Source organism: Chitinophaga sp. 9-1-y (genome assembly GCF_059511905.2).
The window spans coordinates 7,183,531-7,209,091 of sequence record NZ_CM197955.1 but is presented as its reverse complement, the minus strand read 5'-3'; the positions used below and the strand labels follow the sequence as shown (position 1 = coordinate 7,209,091).

Genomic DNA, 25,561 nt, shown 5'->3' with positions numbered 1-25,561 from the left:
TTAGCGATTAATGTTGTTTGGTTTTAAAGGGTCCGTATTTATGCTGTTGCTCTGATAGGCCGTCCCCATAAGGCCCGAACGGGAAGTCGACAGGTTTTTGATCCACGTTATGCCAGTCGGCCGACTGATCTTTATGCGGCCTTGGCTGTGAATTAATGAATGCGGCCACATCCCAGGCTTCTTCGTCTGTCAGCAGCGGATTACTATAGTCTACACCGAAAGGCATGTTATATTTCACATAGCCGGCGAAGTTAGAAATACGATACAATCCTGCGCCATCATTATAGCTGTGTGGGCCCCATAGTGGCGGATAGGTGTAGCAGATATCATCAGGTGCTTTTATGCCTTCGCCGTTGCTACCGTGGCAGGTTTGGCATTGCTGCCGATATACCTGGGCACCTTTAGCCGGATCTGCTGCGCGGGATAAGTAGTCGGGTCTGCGAATACCATTGCCGTTGGGTGTTGTACGGGACGGCACCTCACTACCCAACCACTCAATATAGGCTTTTATAGCCAACATTTCTTTGCTGTTGCTGTCCGGTGCAGTGCCATTCAAGCTGCGCTCAAAACAGTCGCTGATGCGCTTGTTAAGGGTTTCAGTACTGTTTGATCTGGCCCTGAATTTAGGGTAGGAGGCTGCTGTGGCGCTGTAGTTGTTGCCAAATGGTTTGGTGCCCGACTGCAGGTGACAATTCTGGCAATTCATGCCATTGGTCATGGCTTGTACGCTGCCTTTAGGCCCCAGGTACCTGGCGGTTTCGCTGATCAGGGATCGCCCATAAAGAATGGTGGCGCCCTTTTCCCCGTTGGGAATGGTACCCACTGCTGGTGGACTCCACATGGCAGGTGTTGCAGCTACGGCGGTAGGTGTAACTGTTTTGTCAGCAGTGGTCAGGTGGCGCGTGCAAAGCAAAAACGTTTCAATACCGACCAGCATCACTAACATTAGCAGGCAAGCAAAAGATCTGGATAGGATCCGCTTATAACGTTGAATTTTGTTGGTTTCCATGAAAATTACAGGTTGGTGGATTACGATACAAAAGTAGCCTGCCACCAAAGCGAAGTCAAATAACTAATAACTATTAGTAATAACCAGAAGTTATTGACAACAGGTTAATAAAACACAAGCGTTAAAAGTAGAAAAAATGCCATTAAATGGAAATGCCCGTTTTATCAGCGGTAAAATAAGGGTATAAACAGGAGGAGCTGGCATAAAAAAAGGATGTATCAAACGATACATCCTTTTTTATAATTAGTTATTTAGTGCAGTGCAGTGGTAGGCTTATGCTTTCTTATGCTTTCCTGCATTTTTGTTATTGGCTTTGTAGCGCATGTCAGGAGTGCCATCTTTCTTGGTAGGTCCTGCTGCTGGAGCGGCTGTGGTAGTTTTGTTTTCTTTAAAACGTTTGTCCGGAGTACCGTCTTTCTTTGTTTTAGTGGCGGCGGCAGCTGGAGCGGTTTCCACTTTCTTTTCTGCTACTGCAGCTTTCTTTTCAGCGTTTGCTTTTTTTACTTCTGCTTTCTTCTCAGCAGCAGCTGTTTTCTTTTCTGTTTTAGCCTTTACATCTTTAGTTGCAGTGGCAGGTGTTTGCGCCATTGTTACGGTTAAACCCATAAACATAGCCAACAATCCGGTGAGGAGCTTTTTCATATCAAATATGTTTTACGAAAATTTAAGCTTTTTTTCTCATTGATGTATCCGCTACCAGGCTTTTTAAGCAATATTTAATAATTAGTTTTTCTCTACCCACATACCATTTTCACGGATCAGGTTAATCAGTTCATTCACGGCAACATCACTGTTTAAGCCACGCTTCACGATTTCCTTGCCCCGGTAAAGGGTGATTTTTCCTACGCCGCTGCCTACATAACCAAAGTCGGCGTCCGCCATTTCCCCCGGTCCGTTTACGATACAGCCCATGATGGCAATTTTTACGCCTTTCAGGTGATGGGTCACCGCCCGGATCCTGGCGGTAGTTTCCTGCAAATCAAACAGGGTACGGCCACAAGAAGGACAGGAAATATATTCTGTTTTGGAAATGCGGGTACGGGTAGCCTGTAAGATGCCGAAAGCCACGTTGTTTAACGTAAGCAGGGCAGGGGCTCCCACGGTATTGGTTAACCATAAGCCATCACCAAAACCATCCAAGAGCAAGGCCCCGGCTTCCGTAGCGTGATGGATCAGATGTTCATCTGCCGAAGGCTGATGACTGATACTATGGATGATGACAGGAACAGTAATGTTTTTTTCCAGCAACGTGATGAACAGGCGTCGGATAGCAGCCATGGCATTACTACCGGTGGCAGTGGCTACCAGCACAGTGCTGGCGGCGATACCTGGTTGAGCCAGGCGATGCAACAATTCCGTATGGGACAGGGTATCCTGTTCCTGGTAGTTACAGTTGTATTGTACAAAATTAATGGGTGCTCTTCTGTTGGCTTCGCACGCTTCCAGGTATTCGTTTGGCGTGAAATAAGGCACCAGCTCTTGTTTGTTTTCAAGGCCATTCCAGTAAGCCGCATCTACTATCACCCTTAAGGTACCTGGTAACCCGAAAGCAGGCAACTGTGTACCGGTATAAAGGTAGTCTGCTGCTGCATCGCCGATATTCCATTTATCACTGGGTTCATCATATTGGTAACCGATAGCCGTCAGGTCGGCTGGTTGCAATTCCTTTGTATGGCTGTAGTCTGCCACTACTATGGGTACATGCTTTTCTCCGATATTCTCTACCGGTGCAGTTTCCCGGCGCTGATAGGAAAAAGGAGAGTAGGGAATGTTGGTAACCGGAGGAATCTTCGTATAGTCTACGCGGTTAGTATAGCGTTTCACAATATCCTTACATACCGGTAACTCAAATTCAGGATCTTCTGTCAATGATACCCGGATAGTATCACCTACGCCATCTTCCAGTAAAGTACCAATACCGATAGCCGATTTAATACGGCCATCTTCACCGTCGCCAGCCTCCGTTACGCCCAGGTGCAGCGGGTAGCAGTGGCCTAGTTCCTGCTGCATGGTTTGTACCAGCAACCGGTAAGCCTGTACCATCACCTGTGGGTTACTGGCTTTCATGCTCAGTATAATGTTGCGGTAGTCCAGGTGTTCCGCAATGCGTAAAAACTCCATGGCGCTTTCCACCATGCCCATGGGGGTATCGCCATAGCGGCTCATGATACGATCGCTCAGAGAGCCGTGGTTAGTACCGATACGCATGGCGGTACCATATTCTTTACAGATTTTTACCAGTGGTGAAAATCGTTCGCGGATGCGGTCTATTTCTTCCTGGTATTCGCTGTCGGTATAATCTATTTGTTCAAATTTCTTTTTATCTACATAGTTTCCGGGATTCACACGCACTTTTTCTACGATGCGCGCTGCTATCTCGGCAGCATTAGGTGTAAAATGGATATCTGCCACCAACGGAACCTGGTAGCCTTGTTTGCGCAGCTCGTTTTTGATCACCAGCAGATTATCCGCTTCTTTCTTACTGGGAGCGGTAATGCGCACCAGTTCTGCCCCCGCTTCAATACAACGGATGGTTTGCGCCACGGTGGCGGCGGTATCCATGGTATCGGTGGTGGTCATGGTTTGAATGCGGATCGGGTTAAAATTTCCGATAATAAGATCTCCCACCTTTACTTCCAGTGTGGCCAATCGCTTGTATTCTGTCAGAGAGTCGCAATAAAGTTGCATACGTTTTATTTGTTTTCCAGCGGAAGCAAAGTTAGCTAAACCAGCTTAGTAAAGATTAAAAAAAGTATCATTTTTGACACCACCTTAAAGCTACATTAAATTCCACGAACGGCGGGAGCAGGGAGGCATAAATAGGGGATAAAAACGTAATTTTGAGCTCCTTATGTTACTGAATAAGAACGTAGATATACCATACCAGCACCTGCCGTTCAAAGGGCAGTTTAATGTAGCCCCACTGGGTACGTTCCGTAATGAACTTACCGATCAGCCGCACCGGCACGATCATTTCCAGATTCTCTGGTTCATCAAAGGGAAAGGCCGGCACATGGTGGATTTCGTATGGTATGATGTGGAAGATAATATGATTTTTCTGCTCAGACCCGGACAGGTACACCAACTGGACTGTGAGCGGGAAGGGCATTTCCTCACTTTTACGGAGCAGTTTTATTTCACTAACAAACATGATAAGGAAACACTGTACGACTTTACCACCCTGTTCGATAACTGGCATGGATACAGCCCCATCAGGATCAGCGACAGCACCACCACCTCTTTACATGGATTAGTGGAACTGATGAGCCGGGAAAAAAGTTGTGCCCCCAATTGCAGCCGGGGTATTGTAAAACACTACCTGAATGCCTTTATGTTACTGGCAGAACGGGAAAAGAAACGCAATGCCGCCGAAACCATGATGCCGTTCACTCATGATGCCCGCGTAGTACAGCTGCGGCGCCTGCTGGAACAACATTACCACTGTGAACACCAGGTGACATTTTACGCCAATGCCTTTGCCCTTACCCCAAAAAGACTGAACGAAATTACCAAAGGTTCTATCGGTCGTACGGTGACCGAATTATTACATGACCGGATTGTACTCGAATCTAAACGCAACCTGGCATTTAGTCACAAAAGTGTCAAGGAGATCTGCTATGAGCTTGGATTTGAAGACCCTGCTTACTTTAGCCGCTTTTTCAAAAATAATACAGGTATTTCTCCACAGGACTTCCGGGACATGATGTTCAAATAGTACAAGTCAATAGCTGAATTGTCCTAACACCCACCCCTCACACCGGTTTATATTTGCATACTTATTTGCCAGGCCCTTATATCAACGGCTTTTTTTAGACGCTATAGATTATTATATGAACATCTGGAAACCGCTTTGCCTGCTGGTAATGGCCGCAGGCTGCAGTTCAGCGGCTTTGATGGGACAAACCCGCCCGCTCACCTTGCAGGAAGCACTACAAACAGGACTGAAGAATTATCAATCCATTAAGGCAAAAGAAAACTATGCTAAAGCAGCTACAGAAAATATCAGTGCAGTAAAAAGAGAATACTTACCTGACTTAAATCTTTCGGCGCAAAATAGCTATGGAACTGTAAATGGAGAAAATGGCCCGATGTGGGGATATAAAGGCTGGACTACCGGAGCTTCCGGCCCTGCTATGCCCACACAAAACTGGAATTCCGCCTTCGGTGGATTATACCTCGCCAATATCAGCTGGGATGTAGTCACCTTTGGCCGGCAACATGCTAAAGTATTGGCAGCCAAAGAACAGTTAAATACCAACCGTGCCGACCTTGAACAGGAAACTTTTGAACAACAGGTACGCATCGCCGGTGCCTATCTTAACCTGCTGGCCGCGCAGCGTTTGAGAGGTTCTATGGAATCCAATCTTAAACGCGCACAAGACCTGCAGCACATTATCGTATCCAGGGCTTTGAATGGACTTAGCGCCGGGGTTGACAGCTCTATTGCCAACGCCGAAGTATCCAAAGCTAAACTGACCCTGGTAGATGCGTTGAATTATGAAAACGCACAAAGCAACAAGCTGGCAGAAATGATGGATGTGCCTCCTCAAGACTTCTTGCTGGACACCACCTTTGTGACCAAAATACCCAATCAATTGCTGGAAGCTGTATCCGCAAAGGATTCTGTGTCGCTGAAAGAACAGCCCCTGCTAAAATTATTTGGCTCCCGCGTTACACTCAGTGAAGCCAATCAGCAACTGCTTAGTAAAAACGCCATGCCACGCCTGTCGTTTATGGGCGTGATGCAAACCCGTGGCTCTGGTTTCGACTACGACTATAATGCCGCTAACCTCAATCATTACAGCCAGGGATATTGGTCGGGCGTAAAACCGCAGGTAGCCAATTACCTCGTTGGATTGAATCTTTCCTGGACGGTAACAGACCTCTGGCGCACCCACGCACAGGTGGCACGTCAGCACTATACTACAGAAGGATTAAAAAATGAATACAATCAAACATATAGTCGTCTGCAACATCAGCTGCAACTATCGGAGCAGCAAATAGATAATGCGGTGAAGAAGTACCGGGAAGCGCCCGTTGGCCTGAAAGCAGCCAGCGATGCCTTTCTCCAGAAAAGTACCTTATACGAAAACGGATTATCCAATATCGCCGATCTGGCGCAAGCCCTGTACAATATTAACCGGGCAGAAACAGACAGAGATATTGCTTACAATGGTGTATGGCAGGCGATACTTTATAAATCCGCAACGGTAGGGGATTTACAGCTGTTCCTGGGCCAATTATAAGTTAACAGACAGCATCACAAAAACTTTCATTTTCTGAACGAACTTATATGAATCTGATTAGAACCGCATTACAAAAACCAATAGCCATCATCGTAGTAGTGATGGGCCTTTTGTTTTTTGGTATTAAATCTACGCGGGATATTAAAATAGATATCTTTCCAGACCTCAACCTGCCGGCCATATACGTATCTCAACCTTATGGAGGGATGTCGCCACAACAGATGGAAGGTTTTATTGCTACTAACTATCAGGCCCTTTTCCTGTACGTAACAGGCGTAAAGGATATTGAAGCTAAAAATATTCAGGGTCTCACCATGATCAAGATCTCTTTTTATGAAGGGACCAACATGGCGCAGGCGGCGGCGGAAGTGACAGCCATGGCCAATCGTGCATTTTCCGCGATGCCAGCCGGTACGCAACCGCCCTTTATCATTCGCTTTGACGCCAGTACACTACCTATCGGACAGCTGGCGCTGAGCAGTCCTGTACGATCCAACAACGAATTGCAGGATTTGGCAATGACAGTGGTACGCCCCTCGTTCAGCCGTATTGCCGGCTTAACTTCTCCGGCGCCTTTCGGTGGAAACTCCCGTACCATCGTGATCCATGTGGATCCCGAACAAATGCGCAGTCATAATCTTACGGCAGACCAGGTGGTAGCAGCCATCAAGGATAATAACCAGATTTCCCCCGCCGGTAACGTACGTATGGGCGATGTTACTTATCTCACCCCCGCCAACACGGTAATCCGTACCGTAAAGGAATTTGAAAATATTCCACTGGTAATGGGCGATGGACCTACCGTGTTTGTGAAAGATGTGGCTAAAGTAGAAGACGCTGCCGATATTACCAGCAGTTACGCCGTTATCAATGGCAAACGTTCTGTTTATCTGCCTATCATCAAAACAGCCGATGCCTCTACCTGGACAGTAGTAAACAACCTGAAAGCCGCGATCCCCAATATCCAGAAGCTATTACCGGAGGATGTAAAAATATCTTTTGTATTTGACCAGAGCGTATATGTGATCAATGCCGTAAAAAGTTTGATCAGCGAAGGGGTGATTGGTGCGGTACTCACAGCATTAATGGTACTCCTGTTTCTCGGGGACCGGCGCAGCGCCTACATTGTCATCATTACCATCCCGGTGTCTATCATCATTGGTGTGATGCTATTGAAGCTCTTTGGACAAACCATTAATATCATGACACTGAGCGGATTGGCGCTGGCGATTGGTATCCTGGTGGATGAGTCTACAGTAACCATTGAAAATATTCACCAGCACCTGGAAATGGGTAAACCCAAAGCCCAGGCGGTATGGCATGCCTGCCAGGAAATAGCTTTCCCTAAGTTGTTGATCCTGTTATGTATCCTCGCGGTATTTGCACCTTCCTTTACCATGGCTGGTGTGCCTCGCGCCATGTTCATGCCGTTGTCGCTGGCGATTGGGTTTTCAATGATTGCATCTTACCTGTTATCTCAAACACTGGTACCTATTCTGGCCAACTGGATGTTGAAAGCAGATAAGTTTCAACACCATGTCCGTCCACATGTAAAGAGCGGGGATGTACATAAAACAGCCGGGTATATAGAAACAGAAATTGCTGACGAAAAACAACATACCCAAACCATTTCTGGATTTGACCGGTTTAAACTCCGGTTTATCGGATGGCTGGAAACATTATTGAAGAGACGGAAACTGGTAATAGGGGCCTATTTCCTGGGCGTTCTCGCCATTGTAGCCCTTTGTATTAGTATTATAGGCCGTGACATTTTACCTAAACTGAATAACGGGCAATTTCAATTACGCCTGAAAGAACCTACCGGTACCAGATTGGAACGGACGGAAACCATGCTTATTAAGTCAACGGAGATTTTGAAGGAGATTGTCGGTGCTAAAAACATCGACATCACCTCCTCCTTTGTAGGTACGCATCCGTCTTCCTATTCCACCAACCCCATTTACCTGTTCATGGCCACACCTAATGAGGCAGTACTACAGGTAAATCTGAAAGAGGATTACAAAGTGAATATGGACGAGTTCAAGGAGAAACTGCGTAAACGTATTCATGAACAAATGCCGGAAGTGAAGATGAGTTTCGAGCCTATTGACCTCACGGATAAAGTGATGAGCCAGGGCGCCGCTACACCCATCGAAATTGCGATCATGGGTAAAAACCTGAAAGAAAGCGTACCGTTTGCCAACAAGGTAATGGACGAAATGAAGAAGATTCCTTACCTCCGTGATGTACAGATCAATCAACCGATGAACTATCCCGCTATCCGTGTTAATATAGACCGGGAAAGGGCTGGTCAGTTGGGTGTAAGCATTACAGATATCGCCAAATCGTTGACAGCATCTACTTCTTCCAGTCGTTTTACGGAAAAAAACAACTGGCTGGATGAACGCAATGCCACTTCTTATTTTGTGCAGATTGCGGTACCGGAAAATGAAATGAGCAGTTTGAATGATATGGCGGCGATCCCCGTGAGTAAAGGCAAAGCCCGTCCATCCCTGGGAGATGTGGCTACTTTAGCCATGGATACCGTGGTAGGTGAATATGATCGTATTGGTGCAGTAAGAATTGTATCTATCGGCGCTAATATTTATAAGAAAGATCTGGGTAATGCGTCTGCAGCGGTAGCAGCAGCTATTAAGCGGGCAGGAGAGCCGCCACGTGGCGTTACCGTAGAAAAACGCGGCTTAATGAACCTGCTGGGTGAAACGCTGGATAGTTTACAATCCGGGTTGGCAGTAGCGATCATCGTGATCCTGTTATTGCTGGCCGCTAACTTCCAGTCTTTCAAAGTGGCATTGGTAGTAGTGTCCACCATTCCTGCGGTGTTGGCCGGTTCGCTCATCATGTTGCTGATCACGGGGTCTACACTGAACCTGCAATCTTATATGGGAATCATCATGTCGGTGGGGGTATCGGTGGCGAACGCTATCCTGCTGATTACCAACGCCGAGAAATTGCGGCTGGAAAATCATGATGCTACCAGGTCTGCCCTGGAAGGAACTTCTATCCGGTTACGTCCTATCCTCATGACCAGTATTGCCATGGTAGCGGGGATGATACCGATGGCCTCGGGCCTGGGTGAAGCAGGCGATCAAACAGCGCCATTGGGTCGTGCCGTAATCGGAGGATTAATTGCCAGTACGTTTGCCTCCCTGTTTATTTTGCCATTGATTTTCTCGTGGGTACAAAAGAAGAGCAGCGTGAAATCAGTATCACTGGATCCCGAAGATGAAAACAGCCAATACTATGTACCAGGAGCCGCACGTGTTTAACCAATTTTCAGGTGTATAACTATAATGACTAAACGACATATCAATATCATGAATATAAATAAATACAGCCGGTCGTATCGGGTTATCACGGCTGCTGCGTTGTTACCAATAGGGTTGTTTTTTGCTTCCTGCCACAGTTCCCATGCAGAGGAGGAAAGCACATCAGAGAACCAACATGTACAGGTGAAAATTATTCACCTGAAGAAAAGCTCGCTGGACGGATCTCTGCGCCTGCCTGGAGAAATAAAGCCTTTCCAGTTTGCCGATTTATACGCCAAGGTAAACAGCTATGTGAAAAATGTGAACGTAGATTTAGGTAGCCAGGTAGTGGCTGGCCAGGTGCTGGCAACACTGGATGCCCCTGAAATGAATACACAATTACTGGAGGCGCAGTCGCGTCTTCATACCAAAGAAGCGATGTTCCGTGCCAGTCGGGCTACGTACGACCGCTTGCTGAAAACCAGTAAAGTACCGGGCACCATTTCTCCTAACGACCTGGATATGGCTTTTGAGAAAATGAGTGCTGACAGTGCAGAATTGTTATCTGCCCGCTCATCTTACCATGAAGTACAACAAATGCTGGGCTACCTGGTGATCCGCGCTCCTTTTGGTGGTGTGATCAGTCAGCGTAACGTGCACCCGGGCACTTATGTGGGTCCGGCCGGTAAGGGTTCTGACAAGCCTTTGTTCAGACTGGAAGAACAGCAGAAACTGCGTTTATCCATTGCCGTACCTGAGGTATATACAGATGAAGCGGCACATGCAGGAGATGTTCGCTTTACCGTGAAATCATTGCCGGGAGATACTTTTACTGCTAAGGTAAACCGTATTGCCGGTAGCCTGGATGTTAAACTCCGTTCTGAAATCCTGGAAATGGATGTGGCTAACAAAAACGCCAAACTGCTGCCAGGTATGTATGCAGAAGTACATGTGCCGATACCCGGTAAGAAAGATGTGTACGTGGTACCAAAATCAGCGATCATTTCCAACTCGGAAAAAGTATTTGTGATCAAATCTGTGAATAACAAAGCGTTGTGGGTACCTGTGAAAGTGGGCAACGAATCCAACGGACAGGTAGAGATATTCGGTGATTTGTCGGACAATGATCAGTTGGTACAGAATGGCAGCGATGAAATAAAAGAAGGCACAGCTTTACAGGCAGCCACAAAATAATGTGTGTTTAAAAGAGCGGAATAATTTGCGGAAGAAGAATCAACTGGCAGAGGAATCAATAAAAGGTTAAATGAATCGAGTGATGAAGAATCAATTAATCGGCCTATATGCAGTAGTGAAAGAAATGAGTAACAGCAAACAAATTATTCCTGATGAATGAGCATTACAGCGCTTCTGTAAAAGGGGGCGCTGTTGCTTTAAAACACGAAAGAGAATTGTTGCCATCGCGTAACAGTTGTAGGTTTAGGTAAAACGGCCGGAATACTCTTATTCCGGTTTTTTTTGTCTTGATAGCGTACAGGCGTTAACGTTATATTTATGTTGCTATAAATAAAACATCCAAAAGCAAGTGAGCTTACTTTTGGATGTAAATGTATAATGAGGGATGAAATGCTTACCAGTCTTTCTCTGCAGATACCGGTTGCCCCTTCACTTTCTTCGCCTTATCCTGTAACTTTTTTTCTTCCTGGGATAGTGCCTGCAGTAACCGTTCTGCTTCCTGTTTGCTCATTTTGCTGGGCTGAGGTTGCGGCTTCTCCTGGTCTTGTTTGTCTTTATCCTTGTCTTGTTTGTCTTTGTTCTGGTCTTTGTTTTGATCTTTATTTTTGTCTTTGTCCTTGTCCTGTTGGTCTTTGTTCTGATCCTTGTTTTTATCCTGGTCTTTGTTTTTATCGTTTTTCTTGTCTTTGTTTTTGTCCTTGTTGTCTTTCTTGTCGTTACCGCCGCCGCCTTGCTGTTGTTTTTTCAGCATGGCCTGAGCATAAGCGAGGTTGTAGCGGGCATCTTCGTCAGAAGGGTTTATTTTCAGCGCCTGCTTGTAGGACTTAATACTTTCTTCCCACTTTTTATCTTCCATGTAAGTATTACCGATGTTGTAATCTGCATCGGATTTTATGCCTGGTTTCTCGCCTAGTTTGAGGGTGTTGGCATATTGTTTACGGGCATCATCGTAGCGCTTTTGCTGATACAGGGAGTTGCCGAGGTTGTAATTACCAATGGCCGACTGTGCATTTTGTTCAAGTGCTTTTTTATAATTGGCTTCCGCATCGGAGAACTGTTGTTTTTTATACAACTCATTTCCCTTGCGGATATACTGATTGCCGCCGTTTTGTGCAAAAACGTAGTTGCCGGTGAGCAAAGCTACCAGGGTAATAAAACAATATTTTATAAAAATAACTTTCATGAGCCGTTGTGTTAAGCTGCGGGTGTTGCTTTAGGACGTTTGAAACGTACTTCAGGAATAAAAAATTCGATCAGCAGCAATGCCAGGCATATGCCCAGGAAATATTGAAAATAACTGTTGTAATCTGTGAATACATTTTCTCCGAACTCTTTCTGCTCCATGCTATCAATTTTATTGGCCAATGTATTCACTACATCGTCGGTATTGTTATCAAGGTGTTGATAGATACCCTTGCCAGCTGCCGCAATGGATTTGAGCTCGTTTTCATTCAGCTTGGAAATAACGGTATTGCCTTCCCTGTCTTTTTTATAACCGCCGGTTTCGGCGTCAGGGAGAGGAGAGCCGGCTACAGAGCCGATGCCAATGGTATTGGTAACAGCGCCGTTGTCGAATGCCGCTTTGGTGCGTTGTATGGCCGTTTCGTCGTGATCTTCTCCATCGGAGATAATGATCAGGGTTTTATGTTTACGTTCTTTTTTATTGAAAGCATCATCAGACACCTGTATGGCCTGGCCGATAGCAGTACCTTGGGAAGGAATCATATCGGGAGATACAGTGCTGAGATACATTTTAGCGGCGGAATAGTCAACCGTAAGCGGCATCTGGAGATAAGCGTTGCCGGCAAATACCACCAGGCCTATACGGTCATTGTCCAGCTTGTCCATTAATTTGCTGATCAGCTGCCGGGCACGGGTGAGACGGTCTGGTTGTACGTCAGTAGCCAGCATACTTTTACTTACGTCCAGCGCAATCATTACGTCTACTCCTTTACGGGTAATTTTCTCCATGCGGCTTCCCTTTTGCAGGTTGGCGAGGCCAATTACACCAAAAAAGAACGCCAGGAAAATAAGCAGGAACTTTAATACAAACAGTTTGCGGGAATAGCCGGTAAAGAGCTTTTCTACCAGCGCCTGATCTCCAATGCGGCGTATAGAACGGCGTTTCCACCAGGATACACCCAGGAAGGCCACCTGTAATACTAACAGGAGTACCAGCGCCCATAAATATTCACTATGCTGAAATCGTAACATATTCGACTTTAAGATATCCGTTACCGGTAGTAAACCAGGTAAGATATCAAAAATAATTTTTTTGTGACGTATTGCAAGCCGGAGAGGTGGGGTTTTATCGTTTTTTTAACGTTGGGTGAGGGCAGAAAGCGGAAAGCAGAAAGCAAAAAGCCATTATAGCGAATTATTAAAGCGGGTATATCCGCAAAGATCATTCGCTATAATGGCTTTTTGCTTTCTGCTTTCCCCTTTCCGCTCTTACATTTCTCCTTTGAAATATCCTGCGTCTGTCAGGATATTACGTAGTATTTCCATGCGTACTTTAGGAATATCTACAGTAGGATCTTCTGTTTCTATGTTCAGCACAAAGAAGCAGGGGTGGCGGTTTTCTTCTATCCAACCTACTACCCAGCCTAATTTCTTTACGTCGTTATAATCCCATCCTGTTTTGTAAGACAGCTCATATTTGGGTGTTTTTTCCATGAGCATCACGTCACGAACGCTTTTCATGGTAGTTTTAGCAAATGGGAGCTGGTCAAAATATAGTTTCTTCACAAATCCCAGTTCCTCATCTGGTGATATCAGCAGGGAGTTATCCAGCCAAAAAGTATCTAAACGACTGATTTTCATGTTGCCATACTTAATGGAATCGAGCCAGAGCTGCATGGTAGGTTGACCAATTCGACGGGCTACTTCCTGGAAGTAAGGCACCGCAGATCCTCTGAAAGCTTCTGCCATAGTGAGGTCTTTATTCCATTCGGGAAATTTACGGGTAACACCGTCCCAGGGAATTACCATGCCGGTATCTTTAATAGCGCCGGTATGCAAACCTACCAGCGAACTGAATATTTTGAAGGTAGATGCAGGCTGAAAACGCTTTTTAGCCCTTTCCAGGTTGTATACTTTAAATTCACCCTGGCTGTTATTGAATAGCATAAAAGTGCCTTCTACTTTGTATTGGGCAAAATATTTTTCCCAGCTCTTTTCTTCTTTTACATTATTCGGCGCGCAGGCAGCAAGGGACAATCCTATCGCTAATAACATCCAGCCAAATCGTTTCATCAGCATAAAGATTAAATTGTAAGATGCAAAAGTAGCTAAAAGCATAAAGCGAAAAGCAAAAAGCCACTATGGCGAATGGTCATTGCGAATATTACTCGCTTTTATCATTCGCCATAGTGGCTTTTTGTTTTCCGCTTTATGCGTTCGGCTACTAGGAAATAACGCCCAGTTCTTTACCCACCTTCGTAAAGGCAGCAATAGCCCTGTCAAGGTGTGCTTGTTCATGGCCGGCACTCAATTGTACGCGGATACGAGCCTGACCTTTTGGAACTACAGGGAAGAAGAATCCGATTACATAAATGCCTTCCTGCAGTAACTTATCTGCAAATTGGGCCGCCAATACGGCGTCGTACAGCATTACGGGTACAATAGGGTGATCACCGGGTTTAATATCGAAGCCAGCTTCCGTCATTTTGGTACGGAAGTATTTGGTGTTGTATTCCAGTTTGTCGCGCAGGGCGGTGGTTTCGCTCAGCATGTCCAGTACAGCGATAGATGCACCTACAATGCTGGGAGCCACAGAGTTGGAGAACAGGTAAGGACGGCTGCGTTGGCGCAGGATATCAATTACCTCTTTCGGTCCGCTGGTAAAACCGCCGGATGCACCACCCAGTGCCTTACCAAGGGTGCCGGTAATAATATCTACCCGGCCCATTACGCCACGGTATTCATGGGTACCGCGACCAGTTTTGCCAAGGAAGCCAGAAGAATGGCTCTCATCGGACATTACAATAGCATCGTATTTATCCGCCAGGTCACAGATTTTGTCCAGCTGGGCAATGGTTCCATCCATGCTGAAGGAGCCATCTGTTACAATGATACGGCTGCGGCAGCCTTTTGCCTCCTGGAGCTTTGCTTCCAGGTCAGCCATATTATTATGCTCGTAGCGGAAACGCTGTGCTTTACAAAGACGAACACCATCAATGATAGAAGCATGGTTCAGCGCATCGGAAATAATAGCATCCTGCTCGTTGAATAATGGCTCAAATACGCCACCATTGGCATCAAAAGCCGCTACGTATAAGATGGTATCTTCTGTACCCAGGAATTTGGAGATTTTTTCTTCCAGTTCGCGGTGAATATCCTGCGTACCACAAATAAAGCGAACACTGCTCATGCCATATCCATGCGTATCAATAGCATCTTTGGCAGCTTTCACTACCGCAGGGTGTGAGGAAAGTCCGAGGTAGTTATTGGCACAGAAATTCAGTACGGTATTGCCACCCACCTGTATTTCAGCTCCCTGCTCAGATGTAATAATGCGCTCCCTCTTATACAAGCCGGCTTTGTTGATCTCGCCTAATTCTTCCCGCAAGCGGGTGATAAACGGTTTATTCATAAAAATTGTAATATTTAGATTACATGCACCAAAGTTAGAGACGATAAATGTATTACGATTATTTATCGCCCAAATGAGTAACGACCGGATATGCAAAAAGTTTGACCCAGGTGTAACATTTAGCCGTCGCCCTCCGTCATAGTACTATCATGATTATAAATGCCATGAAATGAAAAGCTGACGAATCAACCTTAAAAATAAAATACAGAAAGAGTATACTGAATAAAAGGTTGATCATCAGTTTGAAAGGAACTGTTACTACAACTGTGGGTATGATTTGTACTGACTTTAGAGATGGTGTGGGTAACAAGAATGGAGTTTGTCAATGATGGGTATTAAAGTATTTGTCGGAACTTAGCACTAAAATCCCGCACCACCGGAATGACGGAAAAGGAGTACAATAAATGCGTGGATCTGTATTCGGACAATTTATTCCGCTTTATCGTTAAAAATCTGGAACATGCGGAAGATGCCAGAGACGTAGTACAGAATTCATTCGAAATATTGTGGAAACACTGCCAGGATGTGCCTTTTGAAAAGGCAAAGTCATACCTGTTTACAGTGGGCTACCACAATATGATCGACCATGTGCGTAAGGTAAAGCGGATCACCCTGGTAGAACAGTTCAAAGAAGAAGAGAAAGTATCAGATCATAAAATACATAACGCGAAAGAAGTCATAGAAAAAGCATTGTCCAAATTGAGTGAGGTACAACGTTCCCTGGTAATGCTGAAGGATTATGAAGGATATTCCTACGAAGAAATAGGAGAAATGATGAACCTGAACCCCTCGCAGGTAAAGGTTTACCTCCATCGGGCCAGGATACATCTGAAAAATTACCTGGTGAAAATGGAAAATGTTATATAAAAATTTTATACTTTTTAAGAGGTTAATAATAAATTAGATTTTTGTCAATAGAGATTAACATATCAAACTACGAGTCCTACCTCCTCAGCTACATCGATGGTGAGCTGAATGAGGCAGAACAGGCGGCGCTGGAGCTTTTCCTGCAAAAACATCCCCAGTTCAAACAGGAACTGGAGTTGTTGGAAGCAGTGAAGGTAGTGCCGGATGAAACAATCGTATTTGTTAATAAAGCGGCCTTATATAAAACTGCATCTACAGATACAGTTGATTATGAGGAATTAATGTTGGGGCATATCGACGGGGAACTAACCATTGAGGAAGAAAGAACGTTACAGGTTTACCTGGCAACACACCCCGCTGCCCAACAGGAGCTATTGCTCCTGCAAGCCACTAAATTAACACCGGATACCCAACTGGTATTTGGAGATAAAACGGCCTTATATAGAAGCAGCGCACGCAAAGTTGCACCAATATACCGCCGGATTGGATGGGGCGCCGCTGCTGCCGCAGTAGTAGCCGGCCTGATTATCTGGATGTTGCCCGCCGGTCATCATGCCCAACAGCCTCCGGCTATTGCAGGGAATACCGCTATCACTGTAACAACACCTCCGGTAACGCCCACTCCGTCACCTGTCACCCCACAGGTAGCCGCTGCTCCGGTGGCAGTCCCCGATGTTGTTAACAAGTCTAAAGAATTGTCACAGCCTGCGAAAAGCCATAAAGCTGCTATCGCCCGCGAAAAGGAACCAGTTGCAACACCTGTACCTAATACAGAGGTGGCCACTACCAATATCCCTAAAGCAGATGCGCCGGTGATCTCCCAGTTGCCACCACAGCGTAATTCAGTAGACGAACTGGTAGAACAACACCTGCAACAGGCAGAAAACGCACATATCGCAGCGGTGAAACCGGAAGCAACAAAAGAAACCTTGCTGGCTTCCAACACCAAGATAAATGATAACGCAGGTAAAATGACAGCTGCCGCCACCGCAGCCCCTGGTGTACAGGGAGAGCTGATTATGTCAGTAAGTGGCAGCGACAGCAAAATTCTCGATAAAGTAACCAACGTAGCTAAGCTTTTTTCCCGTAAGCGGAATAAATAATAAATCATGGTCATAGCATATGAAGCATAAAATTTTACTCATCTTGTTACTGGTATTATGTGGCGAATGGGCTCATGCGCAAAAGGCAGATACACAAAATACTCCGACCCCAGCGGATACCATACAGATCAAAGGACTGATCATCATAAAAGGAAAGAACGACAAAGGCCGCACCAGCTATAAATTTTATAGTGATACTGCCTATGCCCGTCAGAAGCTGAAAAAGAACCTGCAAACCAAATGGTTTGTATTCGACCTTGGATTTAATAACTATATCGACAGAAGTGACTATAGCGGCGCCAGCTTTATCAGCTATTATCCTAACAGTACCCAGTATTATAATGGCGCCATGGCACAAGCGGTGGCAAAACAATTTGACTATTCCGCAGCAGGACTGGCAACTTTTGCACCCAGGGAGGCAAGTGAGCCATTAACACCTTCCGAATTCAAGCTAATCACCGGAAAATCAATCAATTTTAATATTTGGATATTTGAGCAAAGACTTAATATAACAAAACACAAACTTAACTTGTTATATGCTTTAGGATTAGAGATGAATAACTATAGGTATGCCCGTAACATCACATATTTGCCAGGCTATCCTACACAAATAATCAGGGACTCCGTAGAGTTTTCAAAAAATAAGCTGTTTGCCGAGTACATCTCCGTACCAGTAATGCTTAATTTCAATTCTAACCCCGCTCACCCGAATCGTGCGTTTCAGGCGAGTATTGGTGTCTCTGGTGGTTATCTGCTCAAATCCAGAACAAAACAAGTAAGTGCGGAAAGAGGCAAAGTGAGAAAAACCGACGACTTTAATCTGAATAAATGGCGTTTTGGGTTAACAAGTGAATTAGGTTATGGTCCTGTGAAGTTGTATGCAAACTTTGCCCTGACGGCATTACATGATTACGGGTTACAACAATATCCATTCTCAATCGGTATCCGTTTGAATGGATTCTAAGTTTATTAGCCAGTCCTAAATTGTGTTTATGCGTTCTTTTGTTGCTCTGATGACATGTATTGGTTGTATTGCATGGATTCATTCCTGTGAAAAACGTTTGTTAGGCGTTCGGATCGAGAAAAATAGTGTCCACCGGGACGACCAGCCACAACAGTTTCCTGTGGCTATCTTACCCCATAATATACCACCCCATTATATCTCCGGTGTAACAGGTAATGCCACCAGTACCACCTCCTACGTATTGCATAGCCGGACTAAACCCCGGCCTAAAAAGCAAACCAGCAAAAGGGAAGATGCCTTGTTATTTAACCTGGCACTGGCAAAAAATCCTTACGCCATTTATAATACCTATCCCTGATCAATTCATCGGTCTCGCTAAGATTTTTACCGGTTGAACAATCGGTTGTTTCCCCTTTGCATCTACCGCTCATACAATTATCTTCCTTTTTCGCGGTATTTATTTTTCACTTCCGGTATATTTGACAGACTAATTTTCAAAAAACCAACTATTGTATGAGTCTTAAAAGAGTCGTATTACTATGCCTGTTTGCCTGCTCGCTGAAAACTGCAGGAGCACAGGGGAAATATCAATGGAAGGAAGCAGCTTCAGGTGGCTATACCTACCGATATATTTCCAATGATCCCATGAAGGCGCGTTTTTACACACTCAAAAACGGCCTGACAGTTATCCTGAGTGTCAACAAAAAAGATCCCCGTATTCAGACGTTGATCGGCACACGCGCTGGTAGTGACAATGACCCTAAAGACCACACCGGTCTGGCTCACTACCTGGAACACCTGCTCTTTAAAGGTACCCAGCAATACGGTTCCCTCGACTGGGCAAAAGAAAAACCGCTGCTGGACCAGATTTCGGATTTGTATGATAAATACAATAAAACCACTGATCCGGCTGCCCGCAAAGCCGTTTATCATGTAATCGACAGCGTTTCCGGTGTTGCCGCTAAATACGCCATCGCCAACGAATACGATAAAATGATGTCTGGTATGGGAGCCCAAGGTACCAACGCCCACACCTGGGTAGAGGAAACCATCTACGAAGAAGATATCCCTTCCAACGCTATCGACAAATACCTCACCGTTCAGGCAGAACGTTTCCGCGATCCTGTTTTCCGTTTGTTCCATACAGAACTGGAAGCAGTATATGAGGAAAAGAACCGTGGACTGGATAACGATGGTCGCAAAGTATATGAAACGATGCTGGCGGCCCTGTTTCCTACCCATAACTATGGTCAGCAGTCTACCATCGGTACTGTTGAGCACCTGAAGAATCCTAATCTGAAAGCTATTCGCCAGTTCTATAATGAATACTATGTGCCTAACAATATGGCGGTAGTAATGGCGGGCGATTTCGATCCTGATTACGTAGTGAAAGCCATCGATGAGAAGTTCAACTACATGAAACCTAAGCCGGTAAAGGAATACAAGCCTGCTCCGGAAGCTCCCATCAAAGCACCTGTTGTAAAAGAAGTGTTTGGTCCTGATGCAGAAAGCGTGGATATCGTTTTCAGAATGCCAGGTGCACTCGATACCAAATCCAATGTGGTATTGGGCGTACTGGGTTCCATCCTGGAAAATGGTAAAGCCGGCTTGCTGGATCTGAATATCAATAAACAACAGAAAGTCCTGAATGCCAGTGCTGGTGTAATGGGACTGAAAGACTATTCCATTTTCTCCATGAGTGGTAAAGCCAAACAAGGCCAAACCCTGGAGGAAGTGAAAGCCTTGCTGCTGGGTCAACTCGATATCCTGAAAAAAGGCAACTTCGACGAATCCCTGGTAAAAGCAATTGTTAATAACAGCAAGTTGAGCGAATTAGAAGGCCTGGAAAGCAATAACAACCGTGCTAAATCCCTGATGGATGGCTTTATTAAAAGTAAAGGGCAGAATTGGGCGTATGATGTGGCTTATGTAGATGATATGGGCACTGTTACCAAAAAGCAGCTCGTAGACTACGCCAATAAATACCTCAGTGACAATTATGTTATTGTTTACAAACGTAAAGGCGAAGACAAAAACATCCAGAAAGTAGAAAAGCCAACTATTACACCGGTAGAAGTAAACAGAGAAGCACAATCTGCTTTCCTGCAGCAGATTGCCGGTATGCCTGCTACTCCTGTGAAGCCACAGTGGCTGGATTACGAAAAAGATATCCAGAAAACATCCCTGGGTAACACAGATATGATGTACGTACAGAATAAAGACAATGGTCTTTTCCGTTTGTACTATCGCTTTGACATGGGTAGCTGGAGCAATAAAAAACTCCCGCTGGCGGCACAGTATCTGCAATTCCTGAGCACAGATAAATATACCTCCGAGCAGATCAGCAAAGAGTTTTACAATATCGCTTGTAACTTCAATGTAGCTACCAGCGCAGAAAATACCACCATCGCGATCACTGGTTTACAGGAAAACTTTGACCAGGCAGTTGCATTATTTGAACATATCATCGCTAACTGCAAACCTAATGAAGAAGCCCTGGCAGCCCTCAAAGGCCGTCTTCAGAAAGCGCGCGCAGACAGTAAGCTGAACAAGGGTGCTATCATGAAAGGCGTGGTAAACTATGCGATGTATGGTGCTAAAAATCCATTCAACAACCAGTTAAGCCAGGCAGACCTGGATGGTATTACTGCTAAAGAGCTGACAGACATCTTACATGAACTGCCTGCTTACAAACATAATGTCATCTATTGGGGACCGCAAACACTGACTGCTGCTGCGGCTGACGTGAAAAGATTACACACTTTACCTGCTACCATGAAAGAAGTACCTGCAGCAGTGAAGTTTGTAAAAAGCAACCAGGACAAAAACCAGGTGCTGTTTGCAGACTACGACATGGTACAAACAGAAGTAAACTGGCTGAGAAACTCCGGTGTATATGATCCGGCTCAAACAGGTCTGGTAACATTGTTTAACAGCTACTTCGGTGGTGGTATGGGTTCTGTAGTATTCCAGACCATCCGTGAATCTAAAGCATTGGCTTATTCTACCTACGCATTCTATGCGTCTCCTGATAAAAAAGGTGAACGCTACTCTGCTATCGCTTATGTAGGAAGCCAGGCCGATAAAATGAATGATGCGATCACTGGTATGAACGAATTACTGAATGATGTTCCCCGTGCTGATAAACTGCTGGAAACAGCAAAAGAAGGCATGAAACAGGATATCGAAACAGAACGTATCACCAACGACGGGATCATTTTCAGCTACCTGGCTGCACAGAAACTCGGTCAAAACACCGATATCCGCAAACAGGTATATGAGTCTATCGATAAAATGACCTTCGATGATGTGAAGAAATTCCATGAGCAGAACCTGGCTCACAAACCATATACTTATTGCATTGTAGCTTCTGAAAAGAAGATCTCTGCAGATGAGTTGAAGAAATATGGAGAAGTGAAGAAGCTGTCACTGGATGAAATTTTCGGTTACTAATCATTGTATCTGAGTATGAAAAAGCGAAGGCTCCCTGCATGACGCAGGGGGCCTTCGCTTTTTATGAACATTTGCAAAACAATAAACTGCTATCCTCCCGCGTTTCATTATCTGCATATTAAATACTCCTATGAAGAAGTGCTGTCATTATTGGCTGGTAGTTATCCTGTTGCTACTGCCATTGAGTGGATTTGTCAACGAACCTGATTTATACAACGTACGGTTAAATGCAGGCAGCATTGATCCGGACAAAATTTTCCTGCTAATAGATAAGAGTGATTACCGGTTGTATGTGTACGAGGATGTGACGTTGAGGAAAATCTACAAAGTGGTATTTGGTAACCGCGATCAAACAGATAAACAAGTAGAAGGAGATCGCAGAACTCCGGAGGGGACTTTTCATGTTTTAAGCAAAAGGGTAGATAAAAGCTGGAGCCGGTTTATGTTGCTGGATTATCCGAATGAGGCGTCCTGGCAAAAATTCCATCAGCGGCAATCGGAGGGGTTGGTATCTTCCGAAGCCAGTATTGGAGGGGCTATTGGCATTCATGGCGTGGAGTACAACTCTGGTATCCGGGATAATTATGTGGAAAGCAGGATTAACTGGACCCTAGGATGCATCAGTATGAAAAATGCAGACGTGAATGAATTGTATGAAGTGATTAAAGTAGGAACCCCGGTAGTAATACGCCGGTAAGATTTTTGTATATAATACAGCAGGTGATTCCCGGCGGCAGCCAGGCATTGTAATTTAGTAGCAGGAAAGGAAACGGCATCTAGTGGCGCAGTGTTACTGCACCATGACTCAAATATACAATCGGCGGGTCAGATCCTGTGAAGAGCGCGCTCCACTCGTATGGTGCGCGCTTTTTTATTGAAGAAATGCCGTTACTTCTTTCGTCCATGCGGTAGCATCCTTGCCGCAGAAAGACTGGTGGCCGGCATTAGGAAATATATGCAGCTTCTTTTGCCGGGTGCCTAAGTTTGAAAATACAGCCTGGGTTTCTTCCCGTGTTACACGAATATCCTGTTGTCCGTAGAAGTAGAGTACGGGTACCTTTATCTGCCTGGCATAACTTTCCGGTTTAAATCCGGCTCCCCAGAAGCCCTGTTCCAGTCCACCCCAGAAAGTGAGTAGCTGCGACAATGGCGTGGCTGGGAGGTGGACGGCGCGCATTCTGCTTTTTACGGCGTCTGTAAGCGTGGCAAAAGGACATTGAAGGATTAGCTTTTGGGGACTCAGGCCATATTCCGTTACCGCCTTCAGAATGGCCGCTGCACCCATACTTACACCCCATAATATAATGGGCTGTTTGCTTTTCTGATGTACATAATCCCAGGCCAGCTTCACATCTTCTGCTTCTTTAAAGCCTACCGTACAGGTATGGCCTTCGCTATTGCCATGTGCGCGGAAATCAAGCAGGAAGGTATTATACCCTAATGCCCGGAAGCGGTCTGCTTCCGGAAACAGGGAGCCTTTATTACCATTATAGCCATGGAAAAGGATCACGGAACCTTTAGCATTATTTACAGGAATCCACCAGCCTTCCAGTTGCAAGCCATTTTGAGTGCGCAGGTGTACTGTTTCAAAAGAGACAGCGGGGGATTGAGTAGTAACGGATTTCGCGATGCGGACGCCAAAAAATATGATACCCAGCTTTTCCGCTTTACTCATTTGCTCCGGTAGCTTATTCCGGCGGCCGTTTTCATCATAAAAATGGGTGAATTTCCAGGCATGGAAAGCCGCAATGATATTTAATAAGAGAAACAGGGAAACACAGATCCAGCCTGTTCTTTTGAGGAAGCGTTTCATGCCGGGTTGACATTTATAAATAAAGGGATGCAGTGATTAATTCCTGCATCCCTTCGCGAAAGATATAAAAATTCTTTAGAGCTTACCAGCCTTGATTTCGTCTACTACAGAAGGATCAAGTAAGGTAGAGGTATCGCCCAGGTTGTCCAGGTCGTTTTCGGCAATTTTGCGCAGAATACGGCGCATAATTTTACCGGAGCGGGTTTTAGGTAAGCCGCTTACAATCTGGATTTTATCTGGTTTGGCAATAGGTCCGATGATACGGGATACTGTTTGTGCGATATCTTTTTTAGTCAGTTCCGGATCATGTGTCAGGCGTTCCATAATCACATAAGCGTAGATACCCTGTCCCTTGATGTCGTGAGGATAGCCTACCACAGCGCTTTCCACTACGCCGGCGTGCATATTAATGGCGTTTTCTACTTCGGCGGTACCAATACGGTGGCCGCTTACATTGAGTACGTCATCTACGCGGCCGGTAATTCTGTAATAGCCGTCTTCATCCCGTAAACAGCCGTCGCCGGTGAAGTAGAGATTTTCGTAAGTAGAGAAATAAGTTTTACGGAAGCGCTCATGGTCGCCGTAAGTGCTGCGTAACATACCTGGCCATGGGAATTTGATACAAAGGTTACCGCTAACGCCGTTACCTTTCAGTTCGTGCCCATTTTCATCTACCAGGATAGGTTGTACACCCGGCAGTGGCAGGGTAGCATAACCAGGTTTTTCTTTGGTGATACCGGCAATAGGGGTGATCATAATACCACCGGTTTCTGTTTGCCACCAGGTATCTACAATCGGGCATTTACCCTTACCAATATTGTCTTTAAACCAATGCCAGGCTTCTTCATTAATAGGCTCGCCTACGCTACCCAGCTTTTTAAGTGAGCTAAGGTCTTTATGATTAACAGGACCCAGGCCATAGCTCATCAGGCTGCGAATGGCGGTAGGGGCGGTATATAAGATGTTAACTCTGAATTTATCTACAATCTCCCACAGTCTGCCTGCATCCGGGTAGGTAGGTACCCCTTCAAACATGAGTGTGGTGGCGCCTGCACTCAGCGGCCCATAGGCAATGTAGCTATGTCCGGTGATCCAGCCGATATCTGCGGTACAGAAGTATACTTCACCCGGTTGATATTGGAAGGTATTTACAAAAGTATAGTTGGCATATACCATATAACCGGCACAGGTATGTACCACGCCTTTAGGTTTGCCGGTAGAGCCGGAAGTATAGAGGATGAAGAGTAAATCTTCTGCATCCATTTCTTCTGCAGGGCAAGGCGGGTTGCCCATAGTTTCTACCTGTTTAATTTCGTCTTCCCACCACAGGTCTCTGCCTTTCAGCATGCTTACAGGTGTGCGGGTACGGGTACAAACAATCACTTTTTTTACAGATGGGCAAGTCATCAGGGCATCATCCATTACTGATTTTAATGGAATGTCCTTGGCGCCACGGAAAGCGCCATCACAGGTAATTACCAGGCTGCATTGTGCATCCTGTATTCTGTCTGCGATAGATTGGGCACTGAAACCGCCAAATACTACGGAGTGAATGGCGCCAATGCGGGCACAAGCCAGTATGGAAATCGCCAGTTCAGGGATCATACCCATGTATATACATACGCGATCACCTTTCTTCACACCATTATTCTTCAGCACATTGGCAAACTGGCAAACCTTATTATAGAGGTCGCGGTAAGTGATAATGCGATGACGTTCTTCCGGATCATTAGGTTCCCAGATAATAGCGGGAGTGTTGCCCAGGGTACCCAAATGACGATCCAGACAGTTTTCTGTGATGTTCAGTTTTGCACCGGTAAACCATTTGATTTCCGGATCTTTAAAATTCCAGTCCAATACCTTATCCCATTTGCGGCGCCAGTAAAAATGGTCTGCAACGTTGGCCCAGAAGCCTTCCGGGTCAATCACACTTTGTTGATAAGCCTGCTGATAATCTTCAATACTCTTGATCTGGTATGGGTACGACATAGCACCGTAATTGTTTATTGGTTAAGTACAAGCATTTTCCTAACGGGGTTTAAATTTAAG

Annotated in this window: 19 protein-coding genes; 10 read left to right on the top strand and 9 right to left on the bottom strand. The window is 45.4% G+C overall.

Going from position 1 to position 25,561, the window contains the following annotated elements; translation table 11 throughout:
* Positions 1-7: 7 nt before the first annotated feature.
* From AC5ZC7_RS28610 to ispG, 3 genes are all read right to left on the bottom strand, one after another.
* Complete coding sequence (locus AC5ZC7_RS28610; protein WP_496160831.1) at positions 8-1,009, bottom strand: c-type cytochrome; 1,002 nt, start codon at positions 1,007-1,009, stop codon at positions 8-10.
* Positions 1,010-1,282: 273 nt separating this feature from the next.
* Positions 1,283-1,651, bottom strand: a complete 369-nt coding sequence (locus AC5ZC7_RS28605) for a hypothetical protein (RefSeq protein ID WP_496160830.1) — start codon at positions 1,649-1,651, stop codon at positions 1,283-1,285.
* Between the two features lie 81 nt (positions 1,652-1,732).
* On the bottom strand, positions 1,733-3,697 hold the full coding sequence (gene ispG / locus AC5ZC7_RS28600) for a (E)-4-hydroxy-3-methylbut-2-enyl-diphosphate synthase (protein ID WP_496160829.1): 1,965 nt from the start codon (positions 3,695-3,697) through the stop codon (positions 1,733-1,735).
* Between the two features lie 163 nt (positions 3,698-3,860).
* Between ispG and AC5ZC7_RS28595 the strand changes: the two genes are divergently transcribed.
* The 4 genes from AC5ZC7_RS28595 to AC5ZC7_RS28580 all read left to right on the top strand — a co-directional run bounded on the left by AC5ZC7_RS28595 (position 3,861) and on the right by AC5ZC7_RS28580 (position 10,718).
* On the top strand, positions 3,861-4,724 hold the full coding sequence (locus AC5ZC7_RS28595) for a helix-turn-helix domain-containing protein (RefSeq protein WP_496160827.1): 864 nt from the start codon (positions 3,861-3,863) through the stop codon (positions 4,722-4,724).
* A gap of 115 nt (positions 4,725-4,839) precedes the next feature.
* The gene (locus tag AC5ZC7_RS28590) at positions 4,840-6,255 is read left to right on the top strand and encodes a TolC family protein (RefSeq protein ID WP_496160826.1); all 1,416 of its coding nucleotides are present in this window, start codon (positions 4,840-4,842) and stop codon (positions 6,253-6,255) included.
* 47 nt (positions 6,256-6,302) lie between these two features.
* Positions 6,303-9,545 carry an efflux RND transporter permease subunit gene (locus tag AC5ZC7_RS28585; RefSeq protein WP_496160825.1) on the top strand — a complete coding sequence of 1,081 codons (3,243 nt, stop codon included), beginning with the start codon at positions 6,303-6,305 and terminating at the stop codon, positions 9,543-9,545.
* A gap of 48 nt (positions 9,546-9,593) precedes the next feature.
* Positions 9,594-10,718: an efflux RND transporter periplasmic adaptor subunit gene (locus tag AC5ZC7_RS28580; RefSeq protein WP_496160824.1), complete on the top strand. Its 1,125-nt coding sequence runs from the start codon at positions 9,594-9,596 to the stop codon at positions 10,716-10,718.
* Positions 10,719-11,112: 394 nt separating this feature from the next.
* On the opposite strand, the gene AC5ZC7_RS28575 is transcribed toward AC5ZC7_RS28580, so the two are convergent.
* From AC5ZC7_RS28575 to kbl, 4 genes are all read right to left on the bottom strand, one after another.
* Positions 11,113-11,901, bottom strand: a complete 789-nt coding sequence (locus AC5ZC7_RS28575) for a tetratricopeptide repeat protein (protein WP_496160823.1) — start codon at positions 11,899-11,901, stop codon at positions 11,113-11,115.
* A gap of 11 nt (positions 11,902-11,912) precedes the next feature.
* A complete protein-coding gene (locus AC5ZC7_RS28570) occupies positions 11,913-12,932 on the bottom strand; it encodes a VWA domain-containing protein (RefSeq protein ID WP_496160822.1) in 1,020 nt (339 codons plus the stop codon).
* Between the two features lie 237 nt (positions 12,933-13,169).
* Positions 13,170-13,973 (bottom strand): class D beta-lactamase, encoded by an 804-nt coding sequence (gene blaOXA, locus AC5ZC7_RS28565; protein ID WP_496160821.1) that lies wholly within the window; start codon positions 13,971-13,973, stop codon positions 13,170-13,172.
* Positions 13,974-14,124: 151 nt separating this feature from the next.
* Positions 14,125-15,312: a glycine C-acetyltransferase gene (gene kbl, locus AC5ZC7_RS28560; RefSeq protein WP_496160820.1), complete on the bottom strand. Its 1,188-nt coding sequence runs from the start codon at positions 15,310-15,312 to the stop codon at positions 14,125-14,127.
* Between the two features lie 381 nt (positions 15,313-15,693).
* On the opposite strand from kbl, the gene AC5ZC7_RS28555 reads away from it, so the two are divergent.
* The 6 genes from AC5ZC7_RS28555 to AC5ZC7_RS28530 all read left to right on the top strand — a co-directional run bounded on the left by AC5ZC7_RS28555 (position 15,694) and on the right by AC5ZC7_RS28530 (position 22,396).
* Positions 15,694-16,179, top strand: a complete 486-nt coding sequence (locus AC5ZC7_RS28555; RefSeq protein WP_496160819.1) for a sigma-70 family RNA polymerase sigma factor — start codon at positions 15,694-15,696, stop codon at positions 16,177-16,179.
* A gap of 41 nt (positions 16,180-16,220) precedes the next feature.
* Complete coding sequence (locus AC5ZC7_RS28550) at positions 16,221-17,282, top strand: anti-sigma factor family protein (RefSeq protein ID WP_496160818.1); 1,062 nt, start codon at positions 16,221-16,223, stop codon at positions 17,280-17,282.
* A 19-nt stretch (positions 17,283-17,301) separates the two neighbouring features.
* On the top strand, positions 17,302-18,246 hold the full coding sequence (locus AC5ZC7_RS28545) for an outer membrane beta-barrel protein (RefSeq protein ID WP_496160817.1): 945 nt from the start codon (positions 17,302-17,304) through the stop codon (positions 18,244-18,246).
* Positions 18,247-18,274: 28 nt separating this feature from the next.
* On the top strand, positions 18,275-18,604 hold the full coding sequence (locus AC5ZC7_RS28540; RefSeq protein WP_496160816.1) for a hypothetical protein: 330 nt from the start codon (positions 18,275-18,277) through the stop codon (positions 18,602-18,604).
* Between the two features lie 155 nt (positions 18,605-18,759).
* On the top strand, positions 18,760-21,699 hold the full coding sequence (locus tag AC5ZC7_RS28535) for an insulinase family protein (protein WP_496160814.1): 2,940 nt from the start codon (positions 18,760-18,762) through the stop codon (positions 21,697-21,699).
* 130 nt (positions 21,700-21,829) lie between these two features.
* Complete coding sequence (locus AC5ZC7_RS28530) at positions 21,830-22,396, top strand: L,D-transpeptidase family protein (protein WP_496160813.1); 567 nt, start codon at positions 21,830-21,832, stop codon at positions 22,394-22,396.
* A gap of 174 nt (positions 22,397-22,570) precedes the next feature.
* Here the strand turns inward: AC5ZC7_RS28530 and AC5ZC7_RS28525 are convergent, their stop codons facing one another.
* Positions 22,571-23,512, bottom strand: coding sequence for an alpha/beta fold hydrolase (locus tag AC5ZC7_RS28525; RefSeq protein ID WP_496160812.1), 942 nt, complete (start codon positions 23,510-23,512; stop codon positions 22,571-22,573).
* Between the two features lie 75 nt (positions 23,513-23,587).
* On the bottom strand, positions 23,588-25,501 hold the full coding sequence (gene acs, locus AC5ZC7_RS28520; protein ID WP_496160811.1) for an acetate--CoA ligase: 1,914 nt from the start codon (positions 25,499-25,501) through the stop codon (positions 23,588-23,590).
* Positions 25,502-25,561 lie beyond the last annotated feature (60 nt).